This window comes from Methylophaga muralis (genome assembly GCF_001720165.1).
Lineage (GTDB): Bacteria > Pseudomonadota > Gammaproteobacteria > Nitrosococcales > Methylophagaceae > Methylophaga > Methylophaga muralis.
Map to the genome: position 1 here is coordinate 13,148 of NZ_MCRI01000022.1, position 26,421 is coordinate 39,568.

The 26,421-nt window shown below is 43.6% G+C and carries 24 protein-coding genes; 3 read left to right on the forward strand and 21 right to left on the reverse strand.

The features are described 5' to 3' along the window. Positions 1 to 12 precede the first annotated feature (12 nt). From A9E74_RS09470 to A9E74_RS09485, 4 genes are all read right to left on the reverse strand, one after another. Positions 13 to 1,332: a TolC family outer membrane protein gene (locus A9E74_RS09470; protein WP_069296385.1), complete on the reverse strand. Its 1,320-nt coding sequence runs from the start codon at positions 1,330 to 1,332 to the stop codon at positions 13 to 15. Positions 1,333 to 1,468: 136 nt separating this feature from the next. After that, positions 1,469 to 2,119: a response regulator transcription factor gene (locus A9E74_RS09475; protein ID WP_069296386.1), complete on the reverse strand. Its 651-nt coding sequence runs from the start codon at positions 2,117 to 2,119 to the stop codon at positions 1,469 to 1,471. Positions 2,120 to 2,134: 15 nt separating this feature from the next. After that, complete coding sequence (locus A9E74_RS09480) at positions 2,135 to 3,463, reverse strand: HlyD family type I secretion periplasmic adaptor subunit (protein WP_069296387.1); 1,329 nt, start codon at positions 3,461 to 3,463, stop codon at positions 2,135 to 2,137. Positions 3,464 to 3,467: 4 nt separating this feature from the next. Further along, complete coding sequence (locus A9E74_RS09485) at positions 3,468 to 5,648, reverse strand: type I secretion system permease/ATPase (protein ID WP_069296388.1); 2,181 nt, start codon at positions 5,646 to 5,648, stop codon at positions 3,468 to 3,470. A 124-nt stretch (positions 5,649 to 5,772) separates the two neighbouring features. Between A9E74_RS09485 and A9E74_RS09490 the strand changes: the two genes are divergently transcribed. Beyond that, positions 5,773 to 6,111: a hypothetical protein gene (locus A9E74_RS09490; RefSeq protein ID WP_069296389.1), complete on the forward strand. Its 339-nt coding sequence runs from the start codon at positions 5,773 to 5,775 to the stop codon at positions 6,109 to 6,111. Between the two features lie 52 nt (positions 6,112 to 6,163). On the opposite strand, the gene der is transcribed toward A9E74_RS09490, so the two are convergent. The 16 genes from der to rpsB all read right to left on the reverse strand — a co-directional run bounded on the left by der (position 6,164) and on the right by rpsB (position 22,183). Beyond that, positions 6,164 to 7,582: a ribosome biogenesis GTPase Der gene (gene der, locus A9E74_RS09495; RefSeq protein WP_069296390.1), complete on the reverse strand. Its 1,419-nt coding sequence runs from the start codon at positions 7,580 to 7,582 to the stop codon at positions 6,164 to 6,166. A 2-nt stretch (positions 7,583 to 7,584) separates the two neighbouring features. Beyond that, a complete protein-coding gene (bamB, locus tag A9E74_RS09500) occupies positions 7,585 to 8,754 on the reverse strand; it encodes an outer membrane protein assembly factor BamB (protein ID WP_084003031.1) in 1,170 nt (389 codons plus the stop codon). Then, entirely contained in the window at positions 8,744 to 9,385 is a 642-nt protein-coding gene (locus tag A9E74_RS09505; RefSeq protein WP_069296392.1) for a YfgM family protein, read from the reverse strand. Before A9E74_RS09505 ends, bamB begins: the two co-directional genes overlap by 11 nt. A gap of 467 nt (positions 9,386 to 9,852) precedes the next feature. Continuing rightward, positions 9,853 to 10,623, reverse strand: a complete 771-nt coding sequence (gene lpxA / locus A9E74_RS09510; protein WP_069296393.1) for an acyl-ACP--UDP-N-acetylglucosamine O-acyltransferase — start codon at positions 10,621 to 10,623, stop codon at positions 9,853 to 9,855. After that, entirely contained in the window at positions 10,620 to 11,069 is a 450-nt protein-coding gene (fabZ, locus tag A9E74_RS09515) for a 3-hydroxyacyl-ACP dehydratase FabZ (protein WP_069296394.1), read from the reverse strand. The genes lpxA and fabZ overlap by 4 nt, the downstream gene beginning before the upstream one ends. A 98-nt stretch (positions 11,070 to 11,167) precedes the next feature. After that, a complete protein-coding gene (lpxD, locus tag A9E74_RS09520; RefSeq protein ID WP_069296395.1) occupies positions 11,168 to 12,184 on the reverse strand; it encodes a UDP-3-O-(3-hydroxymyristoyl)glucosamine N-acyltransferase in 1,017 nt (338 codons plus the stop codon). A gap of 10 nt (positions 12,185 to 12,194) precedes the next feature. After that, a complete protein-coding gene (locus tag A9E74_RS09525) occupies positions 12,195 to 12,695 on the reverse strand; it encodes an OmpH/Skp family outer membrane protein (RefSeq protein WP_069296396.1) in 501 nt (166 codons plus the stop codon). A 21-nt stretch (positions 12,696 to 12,716) separates the two neighbouring features. After that, positions 12,717 to 14,993 (reverse strand): outer membrane protein assembly factor BamA, encoded by a 2,277-nt coding sequence (gene bamA / locus A9E74_RS09530; protein ID WP_069296407.1) that lies wholly within the window; start codon positions 14,991 to 14,993, stop codon positions 12,717 to 12,719. A gap of 56 nt (positions 14,994 to 15,049) precedes the next feature. After that, positions 15,050 to 16,387, reverse strand: a complete 1,338-nt coding sequence (gene rseP / locus A9E74_RS09535) for an RIP metalloprotease RseP (RefSeq protein ID WP_069296397.1) — start codon at positions 16,385 to 16,387, stop codon at positions 15,050 to 15,052. Further along, positions 16,375 to 17,565, reverse strand: coding sequence for a 1-deoxy-D-xylulose-5-phosphate reductoisomerase (gene ispC / locus A9E74_RS09540; RefSeq protein ID WP_069296398.1), 1,191 nt, complete (start codon positions 17,563 to 17,565; stop codon positions 16,375 to 16,377). Before ispC ends, rseP begins: the two co-directional genes overlap by 13 nt. Next, the gene (locus A9E74_RS09545; protein WP_069296399.1) at positions 17,565 to 18,389 is read right to left on the reverse strand and encodes a phosphatidate cytidylyltransferase; all 825 of its coding nucleotides are present in this window, start codon (positions 18,387 to 18,389) and stop codon (positions 17,565 to 17,567) included. Before A9E74_RS09545 ends, ispC begins: the two co-directional genes overlap by 1 nt. Then, on the reverse strand, positions 18,382 to 19,125 hold the full coding sequence (locus A9E74_RS09550) for an undecaprenyl pyrophosphate synthase (RefSeq protein WP_069296400.1): 744 nt from the start codon (positions 19,123 to 19,125) through the stop codon (positions 18,382 to 18,384). The genes A9E74_RS09545 and A9E74_RS09550 overlap by 8 nt, the downstream gene beginning before the upstream one ends. A 24-nt stretch (positions 19,126 to 19,149) precedes the next feature. Then, positions 19,150 to 19,707 carry a ribosome recycling factor gene (frr, locus tag A9E74_RS09555; protein ID WP_069296401.1) on the reverse strand — a complete coding sequence of 186 codons (558 nt, stop codon included), beginning with the start codon at positions 19,705 to 19,707 and terminating at the stop codon, positions 19,150 to 19,152. Positions 19,708 to 19,715: 8 nt separating this feature from the next. After that, positions 19,716 to 20,441, reverse strand: coding sequence for a UMP kinase (pyrH, locus tag A9E74_RS09560; RefSeq protein ID WP_069296402.1), 726 nt, complete (start codon positions 20,439 to 20,441; stop codon positions 19,716 to 19,718). 3 nt (positions 20,442 to 20,444) lie between these two features. Next, entirely contained in the window at positions 20,445 to 21,326 is an 882-nt protein-coding gene (tsf, locus tag A9E74_RS09565; RefSeq protein ID WP_069296403.1) for a translation elongation factor Ts, read from the reverse strand. Positions 21,327 to 21,430: 104 nt separating this feature from the next. Next, positions 21,431 to 22,183, reverse strand: coding sequence for a 30S ribosomal protein S2 (gene rpsB / locus A9E74_RS09570; protein WP_069296404.1), 753 nt, complete (start codon positions 22,181 to 22,183; stop codon positions 21,431 to 21,433). 262 nt (positions 22,184 to 22,445) lie between these two features. On the opposite strand from rpsB, the gene map reads away from it, so the two are divergent. Together map and glnD are read left to right on the forward strand one after the other, a co-directional pair. Further along, complete coding sequence (gene map / locus A9E74_RS09575) at positions 22,446 to 23,213, forward strand: type I methionyl aminopeptidase (RefSeq protein ID WP_069296405.1); 768 nt, start codon at positions 22,446 to 22,448, stop codon at positions 23,211 to 23,213. Between the two features lie 12 nt (positions 23,214 to 23,225). After that, complete coding sequence (glnD, locus tag A9E74_RS09580) at positions 23,226 to 25,769, forward strand: [protein-PII] uridylyltransferase (protein WP_245652133.1); 2,544 nt, start codon at positions 23,226 to 23,228, stop codon at positions 25,767 to 25,769. 150 nt (positions 25,770 to 25,919) lie between these two features. Here glnD and A9E74_RS09585 read toward each other — a convergent pair whose 3' ends face one another. Beyond that, complete coding sequence (locus A9E74_RS09585) at positions 25,920 to 26,186, reverse strand: ComEA family DNA-binding protein (protein ID WP_069296406.1); 267 nt, start codon at positions 26,184 to 26,186, stop codon at positions 25,920 to 25,922. Positions 26,187 to 26,421 lie beyond the last annotated feature (235 nt).

The following is a 26,421-nucleotide window of genomic DNA, read 5'->3' on the forward strand; positions in this document are numbered from 1 at the left end:
ACTATGGAAAATCTAGTTTCGACTATCAGCAACAGTTGTAGCGGCTGCTGGTGCAATAATTTCTAAACTTTCCAGTAGTGCTCCAATACTGTTAAGCACCCGGTATTTGGTGAAAAGCTCATCGTACTGCGCGTTGGTCAACGATATCCGCGCTCTGAACAATTCGTTTTCAGAATCCAGTAAATCCAATAATGTGCGCTGACCGATATTGAACTGCTGTTGGTAGGCATCACGGGTTTTTTCTGCTGCATCAGCATATTGTTCGAAATAGGACATCTGCCGGCGAACGGTTTCTAATGCATTCCATGATAAACGGACACTTTGCTCAACTTGTCGATGTGTATTGTTACGAATTTCAGCAGCTTGATTGATTAGAAATGCGGTTTCTTCTCGGCGTGCTTTATCTCTACCGCCATTAAGCAAGTTATAACGCAAGCGGAACATAGCTGTAACATCTTTATCAGTTCCTCGAACCCCATCGATATCATGATCGTTTCGAGTTCCTAATTCAAAATCCACACGTGGTAAAAATGCTGCTCTGGTCACATCATGCTGCGCATTGGCTGAAGCCACATCGGCTTGAGCAGAGCGCAAGGTTGGATGATTTTGAAGGGCTATGTTCACAGCTTCTTCAATACTCGAAGGCATAAAGGGGTCAGGCGTCGGCGGTTCTGATAGTGAGCTTGGCGCTGCGCCAATTACTCTTAAATAATTAGTCTCGGCATCACGCAAATTGCTTTGTTCGGCCATTAGATTTGTTTCAGCCAAAGCCAAACGGCCAAAACTTTGATCCATATCGGCTCGCCGACCAACGCCACGTTCACTACGTAAAGTTATCTGATCGTGAGTGCGTTGATGAGACTCAAGATTGGTTTGAGCTAACTCAACCAGTTGTTGACGCCGTAAAACATTGAGATAGGCTTCTGTGGCTTCTAAAGCAGTATTCTCTGCCACACTGTAAACTGAATGAGCGCGTGAGTCTGTTCTTGCTTTATGGCGCTCTACCTCATTTTTAGTGAGACTGCCATCGTAAAGCATTTGCCTGAGATTCAAACTGGCTTCATCACGATTCAAATGTATTTCACCATCACCGCGATTACGGGTTGCTGGACTGTCAGTTGATTCCCAACCAGTTCCAACACCTAAGTCAATCGTCGGAAAATATCCGGCTCTTGCCTGATCAATTTCTTTAGACACAGCCTGACGTTCACTGACCGCAGCCAATACGTCTGGGTTGGTTTTTAAAGTGGTGTGAATTGCTTCCTGCAAAGTTTCAGCTTGCACTGAACTAAAGCACAGCAATGTCGGGATTATAAAAAGCGCTTTGTTCATAATCTTTTCCTAATTCAAAGCAGTAATCGGTATTTTTAGGGTTAATAACCGCTTACAGCTCCCCCCCCAAAGCAATACCTTCCTATTCCATTCGATTCTGATTGTAGACAAAACAACTCAACTACACAATGCGAGCTTATCTCAGATCGCGAAACACAATCGCGAGTGAAAGACGATCCGGTAAATTCATTTTTTGAAAAATGGTGGTTAAATGTGCTTTAACCGTTCTTTCAGTAATATTCATATTTCGGGCAATCATTTTATTGGTTGCTCCGTGACTTACCATTTTGGCTACTTCTAATTCTTTAGGGGAGAGCGTTTCTGCCGCTCGACGCTGCTTTTCACTTACTTCAGGGAGATGACTAATTTCATCAATCAAACCGGAAATAACATGACGCTCGACCCAAACCTCGCCATTAGTAATCAGCAATAAGGCTTCCTGAAGTTTGCTCATCGGCAGGTTTTGGTTGAAATAACCGCGAGCACCTTGTTTTAAGGCTGCAATTTGTACTGGGATTGGTCGTGGAGGTCCTATCACCAGAATACGGCTATCCGGACATAATTTTTTCAGCTGTCCGATGATTTGTGAAGGATTATCATCTAGTAAAAATTGATGACAGAGCACCAACTCCGCTGTTTGTTTTTTGAGTGCCTCAAGTAAACCATTAATATCTTTGTACAGACTGACATCGTAAATAGCTGGCAACGCGTCAGTTATAACGCGCGCCACATCATTATCTGCTGTTGCCAGATAAAGACTTTTTTCAGTCTCTGTAATTACTGTCATGGTTCAACCTTAGCCTCAACGTTCTCTCAACGCTTCATTTTTAGCTTTAAGTATGGGCTTTAATAGGTAATCAAGCACGGTTTTTTCACCCGTAAGAATATCCACTGTCACCGTCATCCCTGGAATTATTCCTAATTCGCCCAAACTACTTTTTATATAATTTTGTTCTGTGCGTAAATAGATAAGATAAAAACTTTCATCTTCATCATTTGTTATGGTATCGGCACTAATACGCTCCAACTTAGCTTGCAAACCACCATAAATGGAAAAGTCATACGCTGTAAACTTTACCATCGCCTCCTGTCCGGGCCTTAAAAACGCAATATCCGCCGGACGAATCTGTGCTTCAATTAATAAATTATCTTCTAACGGCACAATTTCTACCAGATCCATACCTGGTTGTATAACCCCGCCAATAGTATTAATCATCAAGCGCTTAATAGTACCTTTCATCGGCGAGCGAACATTGGTGCGGGTAACTCGATCTGCCAGTGCCGATACAGATTCTTCGGTTCTTGCCATTTCAGCACGGACATCACTTAGTTCTCTGGCCGCTTCAGATTTAAAACGGGTAGTGGCTTCATTTATTTTCTGTTGCACTTCATCCATTGATGAGCGAATACGCGGAATGGCCAATCTGTTTGAATCCATTTCACCTCTCAAATCATTGACTGTACGCCTCAGTCTCAACAACTCGACTTCGGACATAACACCAGCCGCGACCAATGGCTCTGACATTTGCAATTCCTGATTGCTAAGCTCAAAACTGCGACTCAGTTGTTCTTGTCTGGCCTGTTTTTCAACTAATTCTTGTCTACGCTGTTCAGCTTGCCGTTTTAAAACATCAATTGTGGTTTGCAACTGTAATTGTCGTGATTGATAAAGTGATCTTTCTTCTGCAACCAATGCTGGTTGCGCCTCGATCAGAGCAGCGGGAAGCTCCAAAGGTTTACCTTCACTTTCGGCAGCTAATCTCGCTGTCCTGGCGACTAACTCCCAATATTTAAGTTGTGATTCACGAAATGAAGAGGAGAAGCGCGTATCGTCTATTCTTAATAAGATGTCATCTTTTTCAACCAATTGACCTTCACTGACCAGAACGTCAGCCAATATTCCACCTTCCAGGTTTTGTATCACTTGAACTTTACTGGAGGGAACCACCTTACCCTGACCACGGGTGACTTCGTCAATTGCCGCAACACTAGCCCACCACAACGCTGTACCAATAAATGCCGCTATCAACAACAACAAAACATGTCCGCCCCAGTGAGTTGACGCCATGGTCGCCGCACTGATTTCAGACATAAAACTGATATCTTCATTATTTTTTTTAGACCAGGCCATCCATTTATCCTTTAGAAACCCGGATATGACCACTTTTCAATGCAGCCAGAATTTGCTCACGTGGCCCATCCGCCACTAATTTTCCTTGATCCATAACTAACACTCGATCTACCAGACTTAACAACGAAGCACGATGTGTAACCAGAATAAGGGTTTTATCTTTGATAATGTCATTGAGCTTTGCTTTAAACCGCTCTTCACTGCTGTTATCCATAGCATTAGTTGGCTCATCCAACACTAAAACCGGGGGATCCAATAACAAGGCTCGCGCCACAGCAATACTTTGCCGTTGGCCACCTGATAGGCCTTCACCACGCTCACCTACTGGCATATCAAATCCTGAGGGATGTCGATTAATAAACTCCGTCACGCCAGCAATCTCTGCTGCGCGAAGCACAGCTGAATCTTCAGCAAAAGGTGCTCCTAATGCGATATTGTCTCTGACACTCCCATAAAACAGCATCACATCCTGCGGCACATAACCGATTGAGCGACGAAGATCGATTGGATCGATCTGCCGAAGATCAGTTTCATCTAATAAAACAGCACCGTCAGCGGGCTCATATAACCCCAGAATAAGTTTTTCTATAGAACTTTTACCTGAACCTATCCGCCCGATTATCGCTACTTTTTCACCTGGAGTGAGCTTGAAAGAAACATCGGTTAATGCATCTATTGCTTGTTCGGGATAGCGGAAACTGACTTGCTTGAATTCAACACCACCTTTGAATTTTTCTCGATGTAAAAACTCCCGGCCATTTGGTCGTTCAACCGGTAAATTCATCATATTATTCAAAGAACCCAAAGCAGCTTTTGAATGGTGGAAACGGGTTAAAATACCCGCCAGTTGCCCCATCGGTGCCAGCGCTCTTCCTGCCAGTATGGTGCTGGCAATCAATGCCCCCATACTGATTTCGTTTTCACTGATTTTATAAACACCATAAACCACCACAGCGATAGTGGTCATCTGTTGTACAAAAGTCGTTAAATTCACCGCTGCGGAAGAGAGCAGTTTTGCTCTTTGACTGTATTTGGAAATTGAACCCGCCGTTTGCTCCCATTTGCGTTGCAAAGGTGTTTCAGCCCCGAGACTTTTTATAGTTTCTAGCCCAGTTAAAGTCTCGATAAGCGTGGCGCTTTTTTGGCCGGCATGGCGAAACAATTGTTTGATGGCTCGTCCAAGTGGGATCTGAATAATCAAACTAATCAAAATAGTGATGGGAATTACTGCCAGCGGAATATAAGCCAAATCGCCGGCAATCATCCAGATAACTGCAATAAATAAGAAGGTAAACGGCAGATCGATTAATGTGGCAAGGGTGGCTGAAGTAAAAAAGTCTCGAAAGGATTCGAACTCTTGCATGCTGTTGGCAAAACTGCCGACTGAGTTTGGCCGGGCCGCCATTTTTATACCCAACACTTTTTCAAAAATCGTGGCCGATAAAATAACATCGGCTTTTTTGCCAGCAGCATCAATAAAATAGCCGCGTAAAGTGCGCAGCAATAAATCAAATACAAACACGATAGCCAAACCAATCGCCAACACCCATAGAGTTGCCAGCGCATGATTCGGTACCACCCGATCATAGACATTCATGACAAATAATGGTGAGGCAATGGCAAATAGGTTGACCAGGATAGAGGCTAGAAACACTTCGCTATAGATAGGCCAGAATCGCGTCAATGTTCCCCAGAACCAATGTCTTGCACGAGGAATACTCGAAATTTCACCGCGTTTATCAAAATGCTGAACCGCTTTTATAAAAATTGCGTAACCAGTGTAATGAGCTTGCAGATCTGCCAGATCGACAAGAGATTCCGTTTCGCCACTCTCGGGATAAATCACCGTGGCTTGCTTCCCATCTAACTTCAGCAAAATACAGGCATTGCCATCATTCAGTAAAAGTACAGCCGGAAGCACTAGAGGAGAAATTTTTCGTAATGTGCGCTTAACGACTTTTGATGATAAACCAGCGCGCTCTGCTGCTCTGGAAAACAAATCTGGTGTCAGTCGATTATCAACCAACGGAAGACCTGCAACCATCGAGTCTGGACTGTGGGGTTTTTGTAGCAGTTTCGTCAGAACGGTAAGACAGGCTAATAAGGGATCGTCATGGGTTAAATAGGTTGCCTCCGCATCCCATTGCCGAGTTTGTCCTTGTTGATTGGTTGCTTTATGTTCCATGTAATACGACGACGCTATCCAACTCAAAATGTGAGGAGTTTCACAGTTTTTTTCTTTACTGTAAACCTATGACCGCTTAATCTTGATCAAAGTAGCATAATCCAGAAACGGCGGGAACATTAAGATGGTATACATCGAGCGTGATGAGAATGGTCAAATAATCGGTGTATTTAACGCCCCGCAGAGCGAAGGCAGCCAATATATTTCGCCACAAGCACCCGAATTACTCGAGTTTCTTGGACAATCCAATCGTCATGAAGATATTCAAACCATTCTCACTGCTTCAGATATGGCGATGGTTCGGGTTATTGAAGACTTAGTCGGCACACTAATAGATAAAGGTGTGATTTTATTTACCGATCTGCCTGAGGCGGCACAGCAAAAGCTAGTTCAACGCAAAAAAATTCGCCATCATCTTAATTCATTGGAAAATTTAATGAACGAAGATGAGGGCTTACTCTAGGGGCTGCTGATCTTTCAGAGGTGTCTCTGAAAATCATCAAACCCCATACTTTTTAAGTTTCTCTCTTTTTTGCTCGGCTTGCTATTATCCGCTTGCGCTTTTCCTGTGGAGTTTCGGGTTGCTTTTTTTTGCGCTCTTGGAACGGATTTTCACTGGTTTTGAACTCAATCATCACCGGTGTTCCCTGCAATTTTAGTGCAGTGCGGAAGTAGTTTTCCAAATAGCGTCGATAGCTATTTGGCGTAGCTTCTGTCTGGTTACCATGGATAATTATGCGTGGGGGATTTTTACCGCCCAAATGAGCATAACGGTATTTAATCCGACGCCCGTTTACCAAAGGCGGCTGATGATCGGCAACAGCTTCTTCTAAAACTCTCGTCAATTGTGGCGTCGGAATTTTAGCTAAAGCCGAGCCATACGCTGTTTTTACGGATTTAAGTAATAAGCCAACACCACTGCCATGTAAAGCGGAAATAAAATGGGTTTTGGCAAAACTTAAAAATGGCAGACGACGTTCAATATTGGTGGCGACCCACTCACGTTCCTGTTTTTCAAGACCATCCCATTTATTAACCGCGATAACCACAGCCCGGCCGCTTTCAATAATCAGACCGGCCAAATGCAAATCCTGATCAACAATACCTTCATGTGCATCCAATACTAACAACACCACATTGGCGGCTTCTATAGCTTGTAATGTTTTAACAATACTGAACTTTTCCAATGCCTCTGAAACTTTGGATCGACGTCTGACACCGGCAGTATCAATCAAGATGTAGTTCGTCCCTTCTTTCTCGAAGGGAATATAAATACTGTCACGAGTGGTGCCAGGCTCATCAAAAGCAACAACACGATCCTCACCTAACAGACGATTCACCAACGTCGATTTACCAACGTTTGGTCGCCCAACAACGGCTAGTCGGATATCACCCGAAGTATCATCTTCAGCCTCTTCCTCTTCCGTTTCAACAATGCGGATAGCAGGTAAGTCGCGCATCAAGGTATTCATTAAATTACTGATACCACGACCCTGGGTTGCTGAAATAACTTCTGGCTCACCCAATCCAAGCCGATAAAAGTCGGCGGCTGCTAGTTCACGTTGTTCGCTCTCAGTTTTATTAATTACCAATAAAACCGGTTTGCCGACATTGCGTAATTGCTTGGCAATGAGTTCATCTGCCGGCACCACACCAGCTTTACCATCCACTAAAAATAAGATCAGATCGGCTTCAACAATCGCTAATTCGGCTTGTTTACGCATCAGATCTGACATGTCGTCACCCTGTTCGGTCAAGCCACCGGTATCGATTAGAATGAATTCCGCTTCATCGTGTCGGGCATTGCCGTATATGCGATCACGGGTCAATCCCTCATGATCTGCCACCAAAGCATTACGGGTTTTGGTTAAACGATTGAATAATGTAGATTTGCCAACATTCGGCCGCCCCACAAGGGCAATAACAGGTTTCACAGTTAAGGGATCCGGATGGCGGTTAACTTGCCGCCTGTTGTCATCACATAAAGCACACCATCGCGAACGATAGGTTGGCTGCGTATAGCATTTTTATCAATTCGTTGGCGGGCAACAAAACGTCCATCAGAACGCGATACCCAATGCAGATAGCCTTCAAAGTCACCTACTACAACATTATCACCAGCAATTACCGGCGCAGAAATTGAGCGTCTTAATAATAATGTTTGACGCCATAATGAATCACCGGTGCCATCAGCAATAGCCCATAAATAACTCTGGTCATCACTGACATAAACTGCATTAAAAGGATCAACGGCAATTCCGGAAGTAGATGACATTTCTCTATCCCAAAGCGTTTGTCCGGTATCAACATCCATGGCAGCGAGATTACCTTGGAAAGCTACAACATAAACAATACCATTATGAATAACTGGGTCCGCATCAATATCAACCAATCTTTCGAGTTCAGTTCGACCACTAGGAATTGCGACACTTCTATCCCAAATAACTTTGCCATCATTAAGGGAAAGTGCAACTAACTTACCATTGTCATAACCCGCTAGAACACTTTGACCTTCAATGATTGGGGCACTTACCCCACGTAAACTCAATAACGGTACTGCCCGCTGGTAATTCCAGAGAACGTTGCCATTACTAGCTGATAGAGCCGTTAAACGGCCATCAGCAGTTCTAACGACAGCACTACCACCACCAACTTTTGGTGGAGCTAATACCTCGCTACTGAGTCGTTGACGCCAGAGCTCTTTACCGGTGGATTCATCTAAAGCCACAACTTCACCGGACTGGGCACCAACTACAATGAGTCCTTCTCCACCACCGACACCGCTGGCTACTGAAATATTTAATCGAGTACGCCATTCGCGTCGACCATTTTCAATGTTATGGCTACGAACATCTCCTTTATGATCAACCGTTACAATTGAGTTGCCTTGCAACCAGGGAGCCATATTTGCATAGGCCGTATTTGCCCCATCGCCAGTATTGGTGGACCAGATATTTTTCGGTTCAAATTCAACTTGAAATTCCGTTAGTTCTGCAGGAGGTGCTTCATAGGCATCTGCAGCAAAAAACTCTTTAATCGTTCCACATCCAGCCAAAGCTGTAAGAACTATCCCGATAAACAGGTTTTTTAGTAAATTAGCCTTCATTGATAACAGCCGCATCATCTCGCTTCATTTCCAATAGAATCTTACGGGGATCATCGGCATCCATGCTTGAGATAGCATTACGATAAGCTTCATAAGCTTCTGCTTTATTCTCCTGGACGAGATGAATATCGCCCTCCAGTTCGGCAAACAGAGAAGTAAAGCCTGCTGATGCTGGCTGCTGGGCTAGTTGCATGGCTTGTTCATATTCACCTTGATCAACCAATACTCGCACCATACGCAATCTGGCTAAGTCTTTTTGCCCAGTCAGCTTTGCTTTATCTGCTGTCCATTTCAAATATTCCAAAGCAGCGGCGGCTTGATCATTGCGGACTTGTTCTGCGGCAAGTTCAATGGCAGCAAATGCTGCATAAGGCGTTTTGGAATGAGATTGCATGAGCTCTTGAGTCAGATCTTCAGCAGCAGTCAAATCCGCTTCGCTGATATTGAACTGAACTTGCTGATACATTGCTGCAGCTTGCTCAGTTTTAGCTTGTTGGAAATTTATCCAGTATCTGCCGCCAAAAATAACAGCCCCACCTAATACCACACCGGTAACTACTGAGCGGCCATTTTCACGCCACCAATTTTTTATCGCTTCGCCTTTTTCATCATCCGATGCGTAGATATCCATCGTTTACTCCTTGCATACAGCAATTATGTGTAAAGCCATCACTGTTTTATAAGTGAATCAAAGTGCCAGATTATACGTGTTTCTTCGCTGATTGTACTAACCAGCTCTGACTCAGTTCTTTTGCATCCTATAGACACATAAAAATTAAGTTGTATTGTTTAAAAGTTCAGTTAATGAATATTTTGAATTAAGTAAAACATCTGAAATTTATAAACATCAACAATAAGATATTTTTTTCTTAATGGGGCGTTGAGTTTTTCTGTTAACTGATTTGGCTTTAATATCACGTAGATTGTTTGGATGATTATTCGGCCGCTTGCATAGGGTACTATTGCAGTCAGGATTTCCGGTCAGAACATTTGCAGCATAGATGAGTCTACCGGAGTAGATTTGGGCATGCATACTATCCTTTCGATGCATGCTAACGACTTAATGTCGTTACAAAGGAAATTCAGCTTCTAGTTATACTACCGGATGATTCCACCTTGTTGTTTATCCAGAAAGTCAATGAAGATCTCTAACTCAGCTGCTTCCTGTTGGATATCCTGCAACTTCTCACGAGCCTGCTCCATTCGTAAGCCTGAACGGTAGACCAATTTATATGCCTGTCGAATATTGCGGATTTGTGTATCGGTGAAAGAACGTCGACGTAAACCTTCTACATTAATACCGACTGGTTCAGCCATATGACCTGAAACCAAGACATAAGGCGGTACATTTCGTGAAATGACACTGCCCATAGCACTAAAACAATGCGAACCAAGGTGATTGAATTGGCTAACTAAAGTGAAGCCACCCAAAATAACCTGTTGATCAACGATCACATGTCCGGCTAGCGAAGCATTGTTGGCAAAGATATTGTCGTCACCAATGATACAATCATGGGCAATGTGAACATAAGCCATGATCCAGTTGTTACTGCCAACCTTAGTAATACCTCCACCTTGTACCGTACCACGATTGATAGTGACTGATTCACGGATCAGGTTATTATCGCCAATCTCAAGTAAAGTAGGTTCGCCATGATATTTCTTATCCTGAGGCTCTTCACCTATAGAAGAAAATTGAAATATCCGGTTATTGCGGCCGATTCTAGTAGGACCATTAATCACCACATGGGAGGCAATTTCTGTACCTGAAGCGATTTCAACATTCGCTCCGATTATGCTATACGCACCGATAACTACGTCATCGGCAATTTTCGCACTGGGATCAATTAAGGCTGTTTGATGAATCACGAAGGCATTTCTTGGTTAACACACATAATATCCGCACTGACAACGACCTCTCCGTCAACAGTCGCCTGTCCGTAAAACTTCCATAAATTACGCTTATTTTTAATTAACTTTACTTCTAGACGAAGTTGATCGCCAGGTTCAACGGGTTTTTTAAAACGGGCATTATCAATACCTGCGAGGTAGTAAAGAGCCTCATCGGAACGAATTTGATCAGCTGTTTTAAATGCCAGCAGTCCTGTAGCCTGGGCTAAAGCCTCAAGGATTAAAACTCCTGGCATAATCACGCGTTGTGGAAAATGTCCGGTAAAATGTGGTTCATTAAAGGTTACATTTTTAATACCAACCAGATGTTCACCCGGTGTAAATTCAATCACCCTGTCAATCAATAAAAATGGATACCGATGCGGCAACAGGCGTTGAATTTCATGTATGTCAATGGTGTTCAATCTGATTATCCTTTAGGATTTATATTTTTGTTTGCAGTAATCTTACGTTGAGACACTGTTGCGGTAAAGCCGAGTCTGTATGCTTACAATGAAAACATTCATTGATTCAACTTGGCTTCTAATTGTTTTATTTTGTCGTTTAACTTATCTAGTTGTCTGTAACGAACTACGTTTCGATGCCAATCTCTGGTAGGTTCTACCGGAATTCCTGAAGAATAGGTCCCTGCAGTCATAATTGACTTGGTCACCATGCTCATACCTGTTAATTGAACCCCATCAGTGATTTCAATATGCCCGGCTATCCCAGTCCCACCACCAATAGCACAATGAGAACCAATACGAGTACTCCCTGATATGCCTACACAACCAGCAATCACAGTGTGCTCACCGATGAAAACGTTATGACCAATTTGAATTTGATTGTCCAATTTGACCCCATTGCTAATGATAGTGTCATCAATTGCTCCACGATCAATAGTTGTGTTAGCACCGATTTCTACATCATCCCCGATAATAACTTTACCTACCTGAGGGATCTTTAACCATTTGCCCTTATCATTAGCTATACCAAAACCATCTGCACCAATAACCACACCGGGATGAATACGAACTCGTTGACCAATGCTAACTTTTCGGCATAACGTCACATTTGACATCAAACGGGTATCAGCACCAATTTTGACATCATTTTCAACAATGCAGCCGGGACCTATAACAACATTGTCACCGATCTGAACATTGGCGCCGATAAATACCTGTGCAGAAATCCTGGCAGAATTAGCGATATTACAGTTATCGCCAATCACTACACTGGAATGAATACCGTTATCAGGCAGTTCTTCAGGGTATAACAACGAGGCAACTCTAGCATAGGCAACATAAGTATCATCAATGACCAACGCATTGGTTTTCACCTCGGCCAAATCATCTGGTGAGACAATCACACAACCGGCAGAAGTAGATTTAAGATATTGACGATACTTGGTATTGGCCAAAAAGCTGATGTCGGTATCCTTTGCATTTTGCAAGGTACCGACACCTGTTATCTTTTTGTCCGCATTTCCTACCAGCTGCGCACCAATTTCAGATGCTATTTGTGCTAACGTCCAAACCACACGATGACTCTTATTTCGCTTTCAATCTTTCCAGCACTTTAGCGGTCAAATCTGCCCGTTCACTGGCAAAGATAACGCCTTGATAAAGTACCAAGTCATAAGATTCTTTTTTAGCAAGTTCGACGATAGTTTCGGCGATTTCTTCTTCTAACTTACGCAACTCTTCGTTACGACGGATAGATAAGTCTTCACTGTATTCATCTTGCAAACGTTTCAATTCACGTTGGTCGTTAATAATTTTACGTTCTTGGGCCTGACGTTCGTCATTGCCTAGCACGGCTGCATCACGATTCAATTTATCCTGAGCTGCACGAACTTCTCTGAGCTTATTTTCGAGTGATTTGCTGCGAGTTGAAAATTCTTTTTCCAATCTTGCTAAAGCACGTTCTTTCTGTGGAGACTGATCTAATACAACACTGGCGTTAACAACGCCGATTTTCATTTCAGCTGCATAAACAGGGCTGACCATTAAAGATGCCAATAACAGGCCAACAATCTTGATGTTTTTCACTCTTAACTCCGATAGTTAAATTTAAAATGTCGATCCCAGAGAAAACTGGAATATTTCGGTTTCATCATCAGGCTGATCGCGGAACGGAGCAGCAATACTAAACGACATTGCGCCAAATGGTGAAATCCAGATTGCTGATAAACCGGCAGAATATCTTAATAAATCAGCATCAAAGCTTTCATCGACATCATATACGTTACCCACATCCACGAAGGTGCTCAAGCGGAAAGAGCGTAAAGCTTTTTTCATAAATGGGATTGGGAAAATAACTTCTGCTCCACCAGTAACCATCAGGTTACCACCGAGAGGGCGATCGTCTTCTCTGACGCCCAAAGTGTTCGCTCTAAAACCACGTACACTACGGATACCACCAGCATAAAAGTTCTGGAAGAATGGAAATTGTTCCGTGTCACCGTACGCTTTACCGTAACCAAGATCTGCTTTCATGGCAAAGGTAAAGGTTTCGTTTAAAGGGGTATACCAGTTATTACGGTAGCGCAGTTTGTAATACTGCAAATCACCGATTGGAGTGGCAACTTCGGCAGAAACACTTTGCGACATCCCGCGGGTCGGTAAGATAGCATTATTGCGCGTATCACTTGACCAACCAACTGTCACAGGAAACGCATGAAATGAATCACCTTCCTGTGCAATAAAATCATCATAACGGGTTATGAGATTATCACTCGGTATATCCAATTGAGTATTTTCATAACCAAACGCAAGGTTAATGCGGTTATTCTCAGAGATCGGAATACCAAAGTTAATATCACCACCAAACACGTCAGTTGTATAGCTGGCTATATTAGCCTCAAAGGCATCTGTTTCACGATAGAAAAGGTTAAAACCCTGACTGATGCCATCAACCGTAGCAAACGGGTTGGTATAACCAAAACTGTAAACCGTGTTCACTCGGCTGTTGTTAAAACCAAAACTAACGTGTTTACCACTACCAAAGAAGTTTCTTTGGGTCACGTTGGCGTTAAAGATAATACCGTCAGATTGCGAATAACCAATACCAGCTGACAAACTGCCTGATGCCATTTCCGTTACATTGAAATCAAGATCTACCTGATCAGATGTCCCTGCTACAGGCAATGTCTCAACGTTAACATCTTCAAAATAGCCTAAACGGGCAATTCGTTCACGCGAACGCTCGACCTGTCCGGTTGAGATCCATGCCGATTCCTGTTGACGCATTTCCTGACGTAAAACTTCGTCACGGGTTTTACTATTACCAGAAATATTAATGCGGCGAACATAAGCACGACGACCGGGGTCAACAAAGAAAGTGAGATTAACTTCGCGGGTAGCACGATCAATGTCCGGAACAGCATTTACGTTGGCAAACGCATAACCATCATTACCCAAACGATCTGTCAATCTTTCAGAACTTGAAGTTATTGCTTTTCGAGAGAACACAGAATTCTTACGAATGGTGACCAGATCAAATAACTCTTCTTCCGGCACAATAAGGTTACCGGCTAGTCTTACTTCATTAATTTTATATCGTTCGCCTTCTGCAATATTAATGGTAATGAACATCTGTTTTTTGTCATCAGAAATCGTTACCTGCGTTGACTCTACGGTGAAGTCAACGTAACCACGGTCCAGATAAAATGAACGAAGTGATTCAAGATCAGCAGATAGTTTTTGGCGCGAGTATTGATTGTCTTTGGTTAATGAAGATAACCAGCCACCGGTAGTTGACTCAAATTCACCGAGCAGCTCTTCATCATCATAAGAATTATTACCAACAATATTAATTTCACCGATGGTGGCAACCACGCCCTCAGCCATATTGATTCGGACGGCTACACGATTACGTGATAAGGGAGTGACTTCAGAGTCAATGGTGACGCCGTATTTACCACGGCTGAAATATTGACGTTGCAATTCGAGCTCAACCCTTTCTAACATGGCCTGCTCAAAAACCTGACCTTCTGCAAAGCCAATCTGACGTAATGATTTGGTCAGCTCATCACTATCCAAATCTTTGTTGCCGACAAACTCAATACTGGAAATCGCAGGACGCTCGCTGACTTTGATAACCAAGACACCATCATCACGCTCAACTTCAACATCATTAAAGTATTTTGATTTAAACAGTGAGCGAATAATGCCTCTTACATCATTCTCTGTCAGTTCATCGCCAACCCTAACTGGCAAGAAGTTAAAAACCGTGCCTGCAGAGATCCTTTGTAAACCCTCCACCCGGATATCTTTGATGATAAATTCCTCGGCCCAAGCTGCGGAGGATAACCAGATGAGCGTCAATGCTGTGATGATTTGTTTCATTGTTATTTTACAGTCAGTCAGCCGAAGAAATCGTAAGTGTACCTGCAATGTGCGCATTAGCCAATGAGTCGAACGATGTCATTTGTAAAAGCGAATACCATTAGCAGCAAAATCAAAAATAATCCTATTTTTTGTCCTTGGATTTGTACCGACTCCGGTAAGGGTTTACCGCGGATCCATTCAAAAAAATACATCAGCAAATGACCACCATCAAGTACTGGCACTGGTAATAAGTTCAAAATACCTAAACTGATACTTATCATGGCTAAAAAACTGATAAAGGCAATCAAGCCCTGCTGCGCTGAATCGCCGGCAAACTGTGCGATGGCAATGGGTCCGCCAAGGTTGTCACTGGAAACGGTACCGACCAGCATTCCCCATAGACCACTCAAGGTTGTGACACTAAATTGCCAGGTTTGTGTGAAAGCCTGCGGGATTGCAGCCAATGGTCCATAGCGTAATTCCGATCTTAATTCGGCAGGAATTTCATATGCATCCGTGTTGACTGCCGCCCCTATTCGCCCCACACCGTTTTCATCTGCTGCAGGGGTAATAACGAGTTGCTGAATCTCGCCATTGCGAAGAATTTCAATATTCATCGCCGTATCAGCATTGCTTTGAATTAAGCTGACCCAGGCCTGCCAGCTCGACAGTGTTTTGCCATCGGCTGAAATTAATTCATCTCCCGCTTGTAATCCGGCTTTTTCTGCGGGGCTATCGGCCACAATATTATCTAAAACGGGTGGCATTTCTGGTTGTACAGTGGTTATGCCAATCTGATTGAATAATGACCCTGCATCATCTAATCCAAGCTTGGGTAAAGTCAGCTGTTTATTCGTTTCGACATCAGCACTACGAGTGGTCAGGGTGATAGTTTCACCGGACTGGGCCAATCTTAACCATTGCTGAAACAAGCTATTGACGGTTGGGGTAGCCTTACCATTGACGGCAATGATCTCTTCGCCCGCATACAATTGCGCTGCAGCGGCCGGTGAATTTGCAGTGACTTCTGCAATAATCGGTTTCATACCCGGCACACCGATGACCATAATCATCCAGTAGGCAAACACGGCAAATAACAGGTTAGCAATAGGTCCAGCAGAAACAATCGCCACTCTGTTTCTCAAAGGCTGGCGATTAAAGGTTTGCTCCAGTTCATTCTCGGCTACTGGTGCTTCCCTTTCATCCAGCATCTTTACATAGCCACCTAAAGGAAGGGCTGCTATAACAAATTCAGTGCCATTTTTTAATTGTTTTGACCAGAGTTTTTGTCCAAAGCCAACCGAAAAACGTAATACTTTTACCCCGCAGCGGCGTGCCACCCAGTAATGTCCAAACTCATGGATAACGACCAGCAAGCTCAGTGCGATGATGAAAAATATCAGTGATTGCATAAAACCTGCATTTGTTGATGAGCCACTTTTCTGGCCATTTCATCGGCTGACAATATTTGCTCCAATGAATCTGCAGCTGTTGAGGGGATTATTTCTAAAACCTCAGCGATAATCCGAGCAATATCGGTAAATTTAATCTGACGATTCAAAAATGCTTCAACAGCCACCTCATTGGCAGCATTGAGGATAGCGGTACTGGTTCCACCAGCCTTTAAAGCTTGATACGCAAGAGCCAAGCAGGGAAAACGTTCAAAATCCGCTGCTGCAAAATCAAGTCGTCCTGCTTTGACTAAATCCAGCGCCTCGACTCCTGAGTCAATACGTTCCGGCCAGGCCAAAGTATTGGCAATAGGCGTGCGCATATCAGGATTGCCCATTTGCGCTAATACCGATCCATCAACGTAATCCACCATTGAATGAATAATACTTTGCCGATGTAATACGACTTCAATCTTGTCACTCGACATGCCAAACAGCCAGTGGGCTTCAATGACCTCTAGCCCTTTATTCATCATGGTGGCGGAATCAACTGAGATTTTCTGCCCCATCGACCAATTGGGATGCGCTACAGCTTGTTCAGGCGTTACATCTTCTAAATCAGCAATATTCCAATCACGAAACGGTCCACCAGATGCTGTAAGGATAATGCGGCGGATGCCTTTATTTTCATAATGATACTGCTGAGTATCGCCCACTGGCATACATTGCCATATAGCATTATGTTCACTATCAACAGGCAACAAAACAGCATTATTTGCCTGGACTTCACTCATCAATAAGGCGCCGCTCATTACCAGAGCTTCTTTATTGGCCAGCAAGATTCGTTTACCTGCTTTGGCTGCGGCCAACGTCGGCAGTAACCCGGCAGCCCCGACTATTGCGGCGACCACAACATCAGTTTCTTCGGTGCTTGAGATCATTTCCAGCGCTTGCATGCCGCTTTGTACTTTAATGGCTAATCCAGCATTGCGAAGCTTCTCTTCGAGCTGTGCAGCCGACTCAGGGCATAACATCACGGCGACTGCAGGTTTAAATTGTTGGCATTGTTCAAACAACCCATCAACTGATTTATTTGCTGCAAGTGCGTAGACACGATATTTATCAGGATGACGTTGTAATACGTCTAAGGTGCTGATGCCAATTGACCCTGTAGAGCCAAGGATAGTAACGCGCTGCATCAGAATTGACCTGTCAGCCACATTAATGCGGCAAAGAATGGAACTGCGGCTAACAAACTATCAACCCGATCCAGCATTCCGCCATGACCCGGTAGTAAATGACCACTGTCTTTTATCTGATAGCTACGTTTAAACAGACTCTCAAATAGATCCCCACTGACTGAAATCAGTCCAGTTACCAGACTGATACCTATCCAGGCTATCAGTGATAAATTTGCAGCAATACCCATGAGATAGGCTATCACGCTCCATACAGCGACCAATATCATTGCTCCAGCCAGTCCTTCCAATGTTTTATTCGGACTAATGGCAGTAGCTAAAGCGTGTTTTCCCCAACGTTTACCAGCGAAATAGCCGCCAGTATCTGCCAGCCAAACACTGACCAGAACATATAGCACTAAAACCGGTCCATCGTTCGCCAGTCCATGCAGCCATACCGCGCTATAAACAAACAACAGCGCGACCAGCATACTTAGCAGATAGGTGAATAATTTGTTATGAAAGCAGCGTGCTAGAAATCCAGGTAAAGGTCGATGAGCAAATAAAACAATGATGAGGCTGGTGAGTAACCAGAAAACTAAACCAGTCAGCAGAACATTTTGTATGTCTGCCATGGTAAACAACACCACTAGCACGGCAAGAAACGACACACTTGATAAAACTTTAGTAAGAGGCTTCATTGCTGCCATGGAAAGCCATTCCCACATTGCCATCAAGGCAATAACAGCTAATAAAGCGATAAAGCCAACACTGGGTAATAACAATATTGCCAAAATAACGATTGGGATTAGCACTGCGGCAGTTAATAAACGCTGTTTAAGCATCTTCTTGCCCCGTAAGTTGTTCTGATGTTCGACCAAAACGACGTTCGCGGCTGGAAAAAGACTCAATGGCAGCGTCCAGATCCTGCGCGTTAAATTCAGGCCAAAGCTTCTCAGTAAAATACAACTCGGTGTAAGCAAGTTGCCACATCAGGAAGTTACTGATGCGTTGCTCCCCACCAGTACGAATAAACAAATCCGGTTCAGGTAGTTCAGCAGTCACCAGATGACTGGCTATAAGCGTTTCATCAATTTGTTCGGGTTGTAGTGCGCCAGACTTAATTTTGTCAGCAATCTGCCGAACCGATTGAGTAATATCCCATCGTCCGCCATAGTTGGCAGCAATGTTCAAAATCAGACCGTCATTAGCAGCGGTTAACGTTGTTGCATCGGCAATTTGTTGTTGCAATGAATCCGAAAACCGGCCGATATCACCAATAATGTTTAGACGGATATTATTTTTATGCAGACGTTTGACCTGGTTATCCAAGGCGTGACTGAATAACTCCATCAACAAATTAACTTCTTTGCCGGGCCGACGCCAGTTTTCACTACTGAAGGCAAACAGACTAAGGACTTCAACACCGGTAGCAACACAGTGCTTAACAATCCCTTCCACTGCTCTGACACCTGCACGATGTCCCATAAAACGGGGTTGTAGCCGTTGTTTTGCCCAGCGACCATTGCCATCCATGATGATGGCAATGTGTCTGGGGATAGAACGGCTGGAAGATTTCATCAATAATGGCTAAACCGAAATGGCTTAGACCGCCATCAAATCAGTTTCTTTTTCTGCCAGCACTTCGTCAATCTGTTTGATGGTGCTATCGGTTAACTTTTGAATGGCTTCTTCTGCACCACGCTGTTCGTCTTCAGAAATTGCCTTGTCTTTTAATAAATCTTTCAAGCTACCATTGGCATCACGACGAATGTTACGCACCGCAATACGAGCATTTTCAGCTTCAGATTTAGCAACTTTAACTAAATCTTTACGACGTTCTTCGGTTAATGGAGGGATCGGAATACGAATGGTCATGCCAGCGCTATTTGGATTGACGCCCAAATCAGATGTCATGATGGCTTTTTCGATCACTGACACCATATTTTTTTCCCAAGGTGCCACTGTAAGTGTTCTTGAGTCTTCAATACCAACACTGGCAACCTGACTTAATGGAACGTCAGAACCGTAATATGGCACTGTGACATGATCTAATAAACTGGTATGTGCTCGTCCGGCACGAATTTTCGCCAGTGCAGTGCTCAGAGCGGAAACACTTTTTTGCATCCGGTCTGCTGCATCTTTTTGAATATCATTAATCATGATTTGTCCTATTTAACCAATGTTCCAACATTTTTTCCGTACACAATGTCAGTCAGATTGCCGTAACGATGAACATCAAATACCCGTAAAGGCATTTTCTGTTCCTGACACATGACTACAGCAGTAGTATCCATCACGCCGAGACGGTTATTAATGACTTCATCGTACGATAAAGTATCGTAACGAACAGCATCTGGATTTTTCCGCGGATCAGCATTGTAAACACCGTCAACCTGGGTGGCTTTGAGCATCAGCTCAGCACCAATTTCAACTGCACGTAAACTGGCTGCTGAATCGGTAGTGAAAAATGGATTACCAGTACCGGCAGCAAAAATCACTACACGGCCTTTTTCCAAATGACGAATCGCCCGACGACGCAAATAATCTTCACACACTTCATGTATACGGATTGCAGACATGACACGACAGAATGTTCCATTACGTTCCAAAGCATCCTGCAGTGCCAGCGCATTTAATACCGTTGCCAACATGCCCATGTGATCGGCACTGACTCTATCCATGCCGCTAGCCGCAAGACCTGCGCCACGGAAAATATTGCCACCACCGATCACAATACCCAGCTGAACACCTTGGGCATTCAGTTCAGATATTTCTTGGGCAAATCGGGAAATCACCTCGGGTTGAATGCCGTATTCGGCACTTCCCATTAAAGCCTCACCACTCAGCTTGAGCAGAATACGCTTGTAAACTGGCTGACTTCCCGATGTTGTCATAATTTAATTTCCTCGTGCCTGAGCCATAACCTCTTCAGCAAAGTTATCTGCTTTTTTCTCGATGCCTTCACCAACTTCAAAACAGGCAAAGCCTTCAACTGTTGCACCAGCTTGTTTGACCAGTTTTTCAACGGTAACATCTGGATCTTTAACAAACGCTTGGCCCAGCAGGCTAATTTCGTTAACAAACTTGCTCATCCGGCCTTCGATCATTTTTTCAACAATCGCTTCAGGCTTGCCGCTTTCACGTGCTTGAGTTGCCACGATATCGCGTTCTTTTTGCAACAACTCTTCAGGCAGCTCTGCAGCCGAAACTGCTTGCGGGCGGCTGGCGGCAACATGCATTGCCAAATCTTTTGCTAAGCTTTCATCGCCACCGTTTAATTGAACCAAAGTACCGATGCGATCACCATGACGGTAGGCACCAATCACGCCAGCTTCTGCATTCATCAACGTAAAACGACGAATTTGAATGTTTTCACCAATTTTTGCGACTAATGATTGGCGAACAGTATCGATGCTTTCACCATTGCTTAATGATAATTGCAATAACGCGTCTAAATCAGCAGGTTGAGCTTCAAGCACTTTCTTCGCAACAGCATCAACGAAATTAACAAAATCATCGGCTTTTGCCACGAAGTCAGTTTCTGAGTTCACTTCAAGCATTACTGCTTGTTTGTTATCAGCACTGGTTTCGATTGCAATAACGCCTTCAGCAGCAACACGATCTGATTTTTTGTCGGCTTTAGCCAGACCAGATTTACGCATTTCTTCAATCGCTACTTCGATATCGCCGTTAGATTCTACCAATGCTTTTTTGCATTCCATCATGCCGGAGCCAGTACGCTCACGCAGTTCTTTTACTAAAGCTGCAGTTATAGCCATTTTTTGTAACCCTTAAAAATCAATTTTTGTGAACGGTCTTTTTCAGACCACACATACGACACAGGCCCGCTTTTCAGCGAGCCTGCTTAAGTCATTAGCCGAGCTTATTCAGCTGCAGCTGGAGCATTTTCTTGCGCAACTTCAACAAACTCATCACCAGCATCAGCGGTGGTGACAGATGCACGGCCTTCCAGAATGGTATCAGCAATGTTTGCTGTATACAGGCGGATAGCGCGCATTGAATCGTCGTTGCCAGGAATAACGTAATCAACACCATCAGGATTACTGTTGGTATCAACAACTGCGATTACTGGAATGCCAAGTTTGTTGGCTTCTTGAATCGCGATGCGTTCATGATCAACGTCGATTACAAACAAAGCATCCGGCAGGTTACCCATTTTCTTGATACCACCGATGCTTTTTTCCAGTTTCTCTTGCTCGCGGGACAGGTTAAGCACTTCTTTCTTTTTCAAACCTTCAGTTTTACCTGACTCAATCATTGCTTGAATTGCTTCAAGACGTTTGATTGATTGGCGAACGGTTTGATAGTTTGTCAGCATGCCGCCTAACCAGCGACGGTTGACGTAAGGCATGCCACAACGTTCAGCATCTTCACGGATAGCATCCTGCGCAGCACGTTTGGTGCCAACGAACAGAATACGGCCTTTTTTGGAAGCCAGTTTGCTGACGTAGTTGAGTGCGTCGTTGAACATAGGCAAACTGTGCTCTAAGTTCACGATATGAATATTGTTACGTTTACCAAAGATAAAAGGACCCATTTTTGGGTTCCAGTAACGTGTTTGGTGACCGAAGTGAACGCCAGCTTCAAGCATTTGGCGCATTGTAATTTTAGCCATTTTTATACCTATATATATGGGGTTAAACCTCCACGTACCCCAGCTATCGACTGATCTGAATTTTCAGACAGCACCCCGAAAACTGTGTCGGCACGTGTGTGATTTTGCCTTTGCTAAGGCGCGCATATTATTCCACAGTTAACAACTAAAACAAAGCACCATCACTATATCGCTTTGATTCCGCCACTTAGCTGGCAGTTGACTGGTTTTTACGGCAAACTATGTCTTGTCTTTTTACCGTTAACAGCAATCAGGATCTGGCATGGGCGTGACCATTAAAACAGCCGAAGAAATTGAAAAAATGCGTGTGGCAGGCAAACTTGCCGCGGATGTTTTGACCATGATCGAACCACATGTGGTTGCGGGCATTACTACCGATGAACTAAATACCATTTGCCATGATTATATTGTTAACGAGCAAAAGGCCATTCCTGCCCCGCTGAATTATCACGGTTTTCCAAAGTCTATTTGTACCTCGGTCAACCATGTGATTTGCCATGGTATTCCCGGAGAAAAAAAACTCAAAGACGGCGATATCATAAATATCGACATCACTGTTATCAAAGATGGTTATCACGGTGATACCAGCAAAATGTTTCATATAGGCAAAACCTCTATTCTGGCTCAACGTCTATCTAAAGTTGCCCGTGAATGTATGTTGATCGGAATTGATATGGTCAAGCCGGGCATCAAATTAGGTGATATTGGTCATGCTATTCAACAGCACGCTGAGAACGAGCATTTTTCGGTTGTCAGAGAATATTGTGGACATGGTATCGGTCAGGTGTTTCATGAAGAACCTCAGGTTTTACATTATGGTTCGCCAGATACCGGGATGACTTTACAAGCTGGCATGACTTTTACTATCGAACCGATGATTAATGCCGGTAAACGCCATGTCAGACAGCTGCCTGATGGCTGGACCGTGGTTACCAAAGATCGTTCTTTGTCCGCCCAATGGGAACACACTATTCTGGTGACAGAAGACGGTCATGAAATCTTAACCCTTCGGGATGAAGAACGCTCATAGGAGCCTCCAATAATGGCAATTTCTGCACAATCTGTTTGGGAATTTGGCCAGACAGATAATGCAATTGGCTGTCGAGATATTCTCGCCCAAGCCTCACAGCATTTAAAAAAATGCTTTTTTGAAGACCAAGCTGATATTGATTGGCTGGTTCATCAACAATCGCATTTTGTCGATGAAGTGCTGCAATTTTTATGGCAAAAAAATCTGGCGTCGGAAACCACGGTCAGTTTGATCGCTGTGGGTGGTTATGGTCGCGGCGAATTACACCCCCACTCTGATATCGATTTACTGGTTTTATTGGATGATTCAGTAGCCGAAACACCACCCGCTGAATTATCAACTTTTCTGACTCAACTATGGGATATTGGCCTGGAGATAGGTCACAGTGTTCGCACAATTGGCGAATGCCGGCAACAGGCCGAAGATGACATCACTATTGCCACCAATCTACTGGAAGCACGGTTTTTATCCGGTAATAAAACTTTGTTTGAGCAGTTACAACAACTGACGGTTTCTAACAAAACCTGGGACAACCGGCTTTTTTACGAGCGTAAAAAACAAGAGCAAATCCAGCGTCATCATAAATACAACGATACCGGCAATAATCTTGAACCCAATCTGAAAGAATCGCCCGGTGGGCTGAGAGATATTCAAGTTATCAACTGGGTCGCCCAACAACATTTTGATGTTCGTAACCTGCAAGGTTTGAAATCAAAAGGTTTTCTGGCAGAAAGTGAGTTTGATATTCTGCAGCAATCACGCCGCTTTTTATGGCGAGTACGTTTTGCATTGCATCATCTGGTCGGCCGAAAACAAGAAAAAATGATGATTGATCATCAACGTGAACTGGCGAAACAGTTAGGTTACGTTGAAACCAACAGCCGGATGGCCGTTGAGCATTTCATGAAAGATTATTATCGAACAGTTCGTGCGGTAAGTCAGATGAATGCCTTGCTATTGCAGCTATTTGAAGAAAATATCATTCTGGCCGACGAGCCACGGGATATTGAACCGATAAACCGTCGCTTTCAATCACATAACGGCTATTTGGAAACCATCAATTCCGGTATGTTTGCTTACTATCCCTATGCATTGCTGGAAGTGTTTTTAATCCTGCAACAAAATCCACATATTAAAGGTATTCGCGCCTCGACCATCCGTCAGATCCATGCGCATCTGCATTTAATCGATGAACGCTTTCGTGCTGATATCAAAAATCGCAGCTTGTTTATGGAAATCATTCGTCAACCTAAAGGCGTGACCCATGAATTTCGCAGGATGAATCAGCTCGGTGTATTAGGTGCGTACTTGCCAGAATTTGGCAGAATTGTTGGCCAGATGCAGCATGATCTATTTCACGCTTATACAGTCGATGAACATACCTTGTTTCTGGTGCGTAATTTACGGCGTTTTTCCTGCCCCGAATTCAAAGATGAATTTCCATTATGCTCCGAAGTATTTTATCAACTACCTAAACCCGAATTACTCTACATTGCCGGTATTTATCACGATATTGCCAAAGGGCGTGGTGGGGATCACAGTATTTTGGGGGTGCAGGACGCAGAACAATTTTGTACTCAGCATAATTTGAGTGATTACGACACCAGCTTAGTCACCTTTCTGGTTCGTCATCATTTAGCGATGTCCTCTACTGCCCAAAAGAAAGATCTGGAAGATCCCGAAGTTATTCAGGACTTTGCTGCACTGGTCGGCAGCGTCAATCGCTTAAATCATTTATATCTTTTAACCGTCGCGGATATTCGGGCAACCAACAATAACTTGTGGAATGGCTGGCGTGATTCACTGCTCAAACAGTTGTATCACAGTACCTATCAATGGCTTGAACACACAGAAGTCCAAGCCAAAAACACCCAGGAAAAGAGTCTCAAAAAATACCAGCTTGCACTGGATAAGCTGGTTGAAATGGGCTGGGCTGATGAAAAAATTACAACTTTATGGCATGAATACGATCTGGATTATTTTCTGCGACACACAGTTGATGAAATCGTCTGGCAGAGCAATGGTCGCTTAGAAAAACCCGATCAAGAACCACTGATTCTGGTACGCCAACATAATGATCAACACACCCTCGAATTATTTATTTTCGCAAATGATCGTCGTGGCTTGTTTGCCGCTATGACCGCCTGCCTGGAACAATTGCAGTTGAATATTCTGGATGCAAAAATCAATATCAGCAGTGACGGAAAAGCACTAAATACCTTTATCCTGAATGGGGCTCAACAACGCTACGAAGACATCATTAGTGCGCTAAACAAACAACTTGCCCGTGAAGAGCTGACCTCTGGGTACAAGCCGCAATTAATGCCGCGTATTTCCAAATTGTTTAAAACTGAACCCGTTATAAATTTTTCGACCAACTCACAGCTAGACCATACAGTTATGGAGTTATATACCCACGATCGGCCAGGATTACTCTCTGCCGTAGCACAGGTTTTTCTAACGCATCAGATTCAAGTTATAAATGCCAAAATGGTGACTTTGGGGGATCAGGTGGAAGACGTATTTTTCATTACCAACAGCGATGACCATCTTTAACTGAAGCAGAAAAGCAAAACCTGAATGAAGAACTGAAAGACAAACTGGTGATACAAGCAGAATCGGTTGTCTCGACCTCTGTCGCTTTTTAGAGACACAAAAAAAGGTGAGGTATTTAGCCTCACCTTCTTCAATCTTAATAACTATAGTTCAGTCAGATACCGTTACCTGCTCTGCTAAACCAGCCACCTTCTTTTCACCAACGCCTTTAACATTAACCAGATCTTCGACACTGGCAAAAGCGCCATTTTGCTCACGATATTGCACGATAGCATTGGCAGTAGATGGTCCCACACCATTCAGCAACTGTAACTCATCAGCTGATGCTGTATTGATATTGATTTTATCTGCTGCAAATGCAGCGAATGAAGATAGTGAAAACGCCAACAATAAAGAAATAATCCATTTCTTAAACATCTTTCCATGCTCCTTGTATTAATTGAATTCAGCTCATCCGAGCTGCAATCAAAGAATAAAATAATTTGTTAGATTTATTCCATAGGGGAAATTGGCAAAAATATTAAATAGGAAATAATCCTGTCCAATTTTGAGATGTGGTTCACATGAAAAATTGCAGTGCAAATGGTTTTCGTTAAAAAAGTCCATTCTTATGTTTGCTAACAAATTAGTTGCGATTCGCTCTTCGTAATGA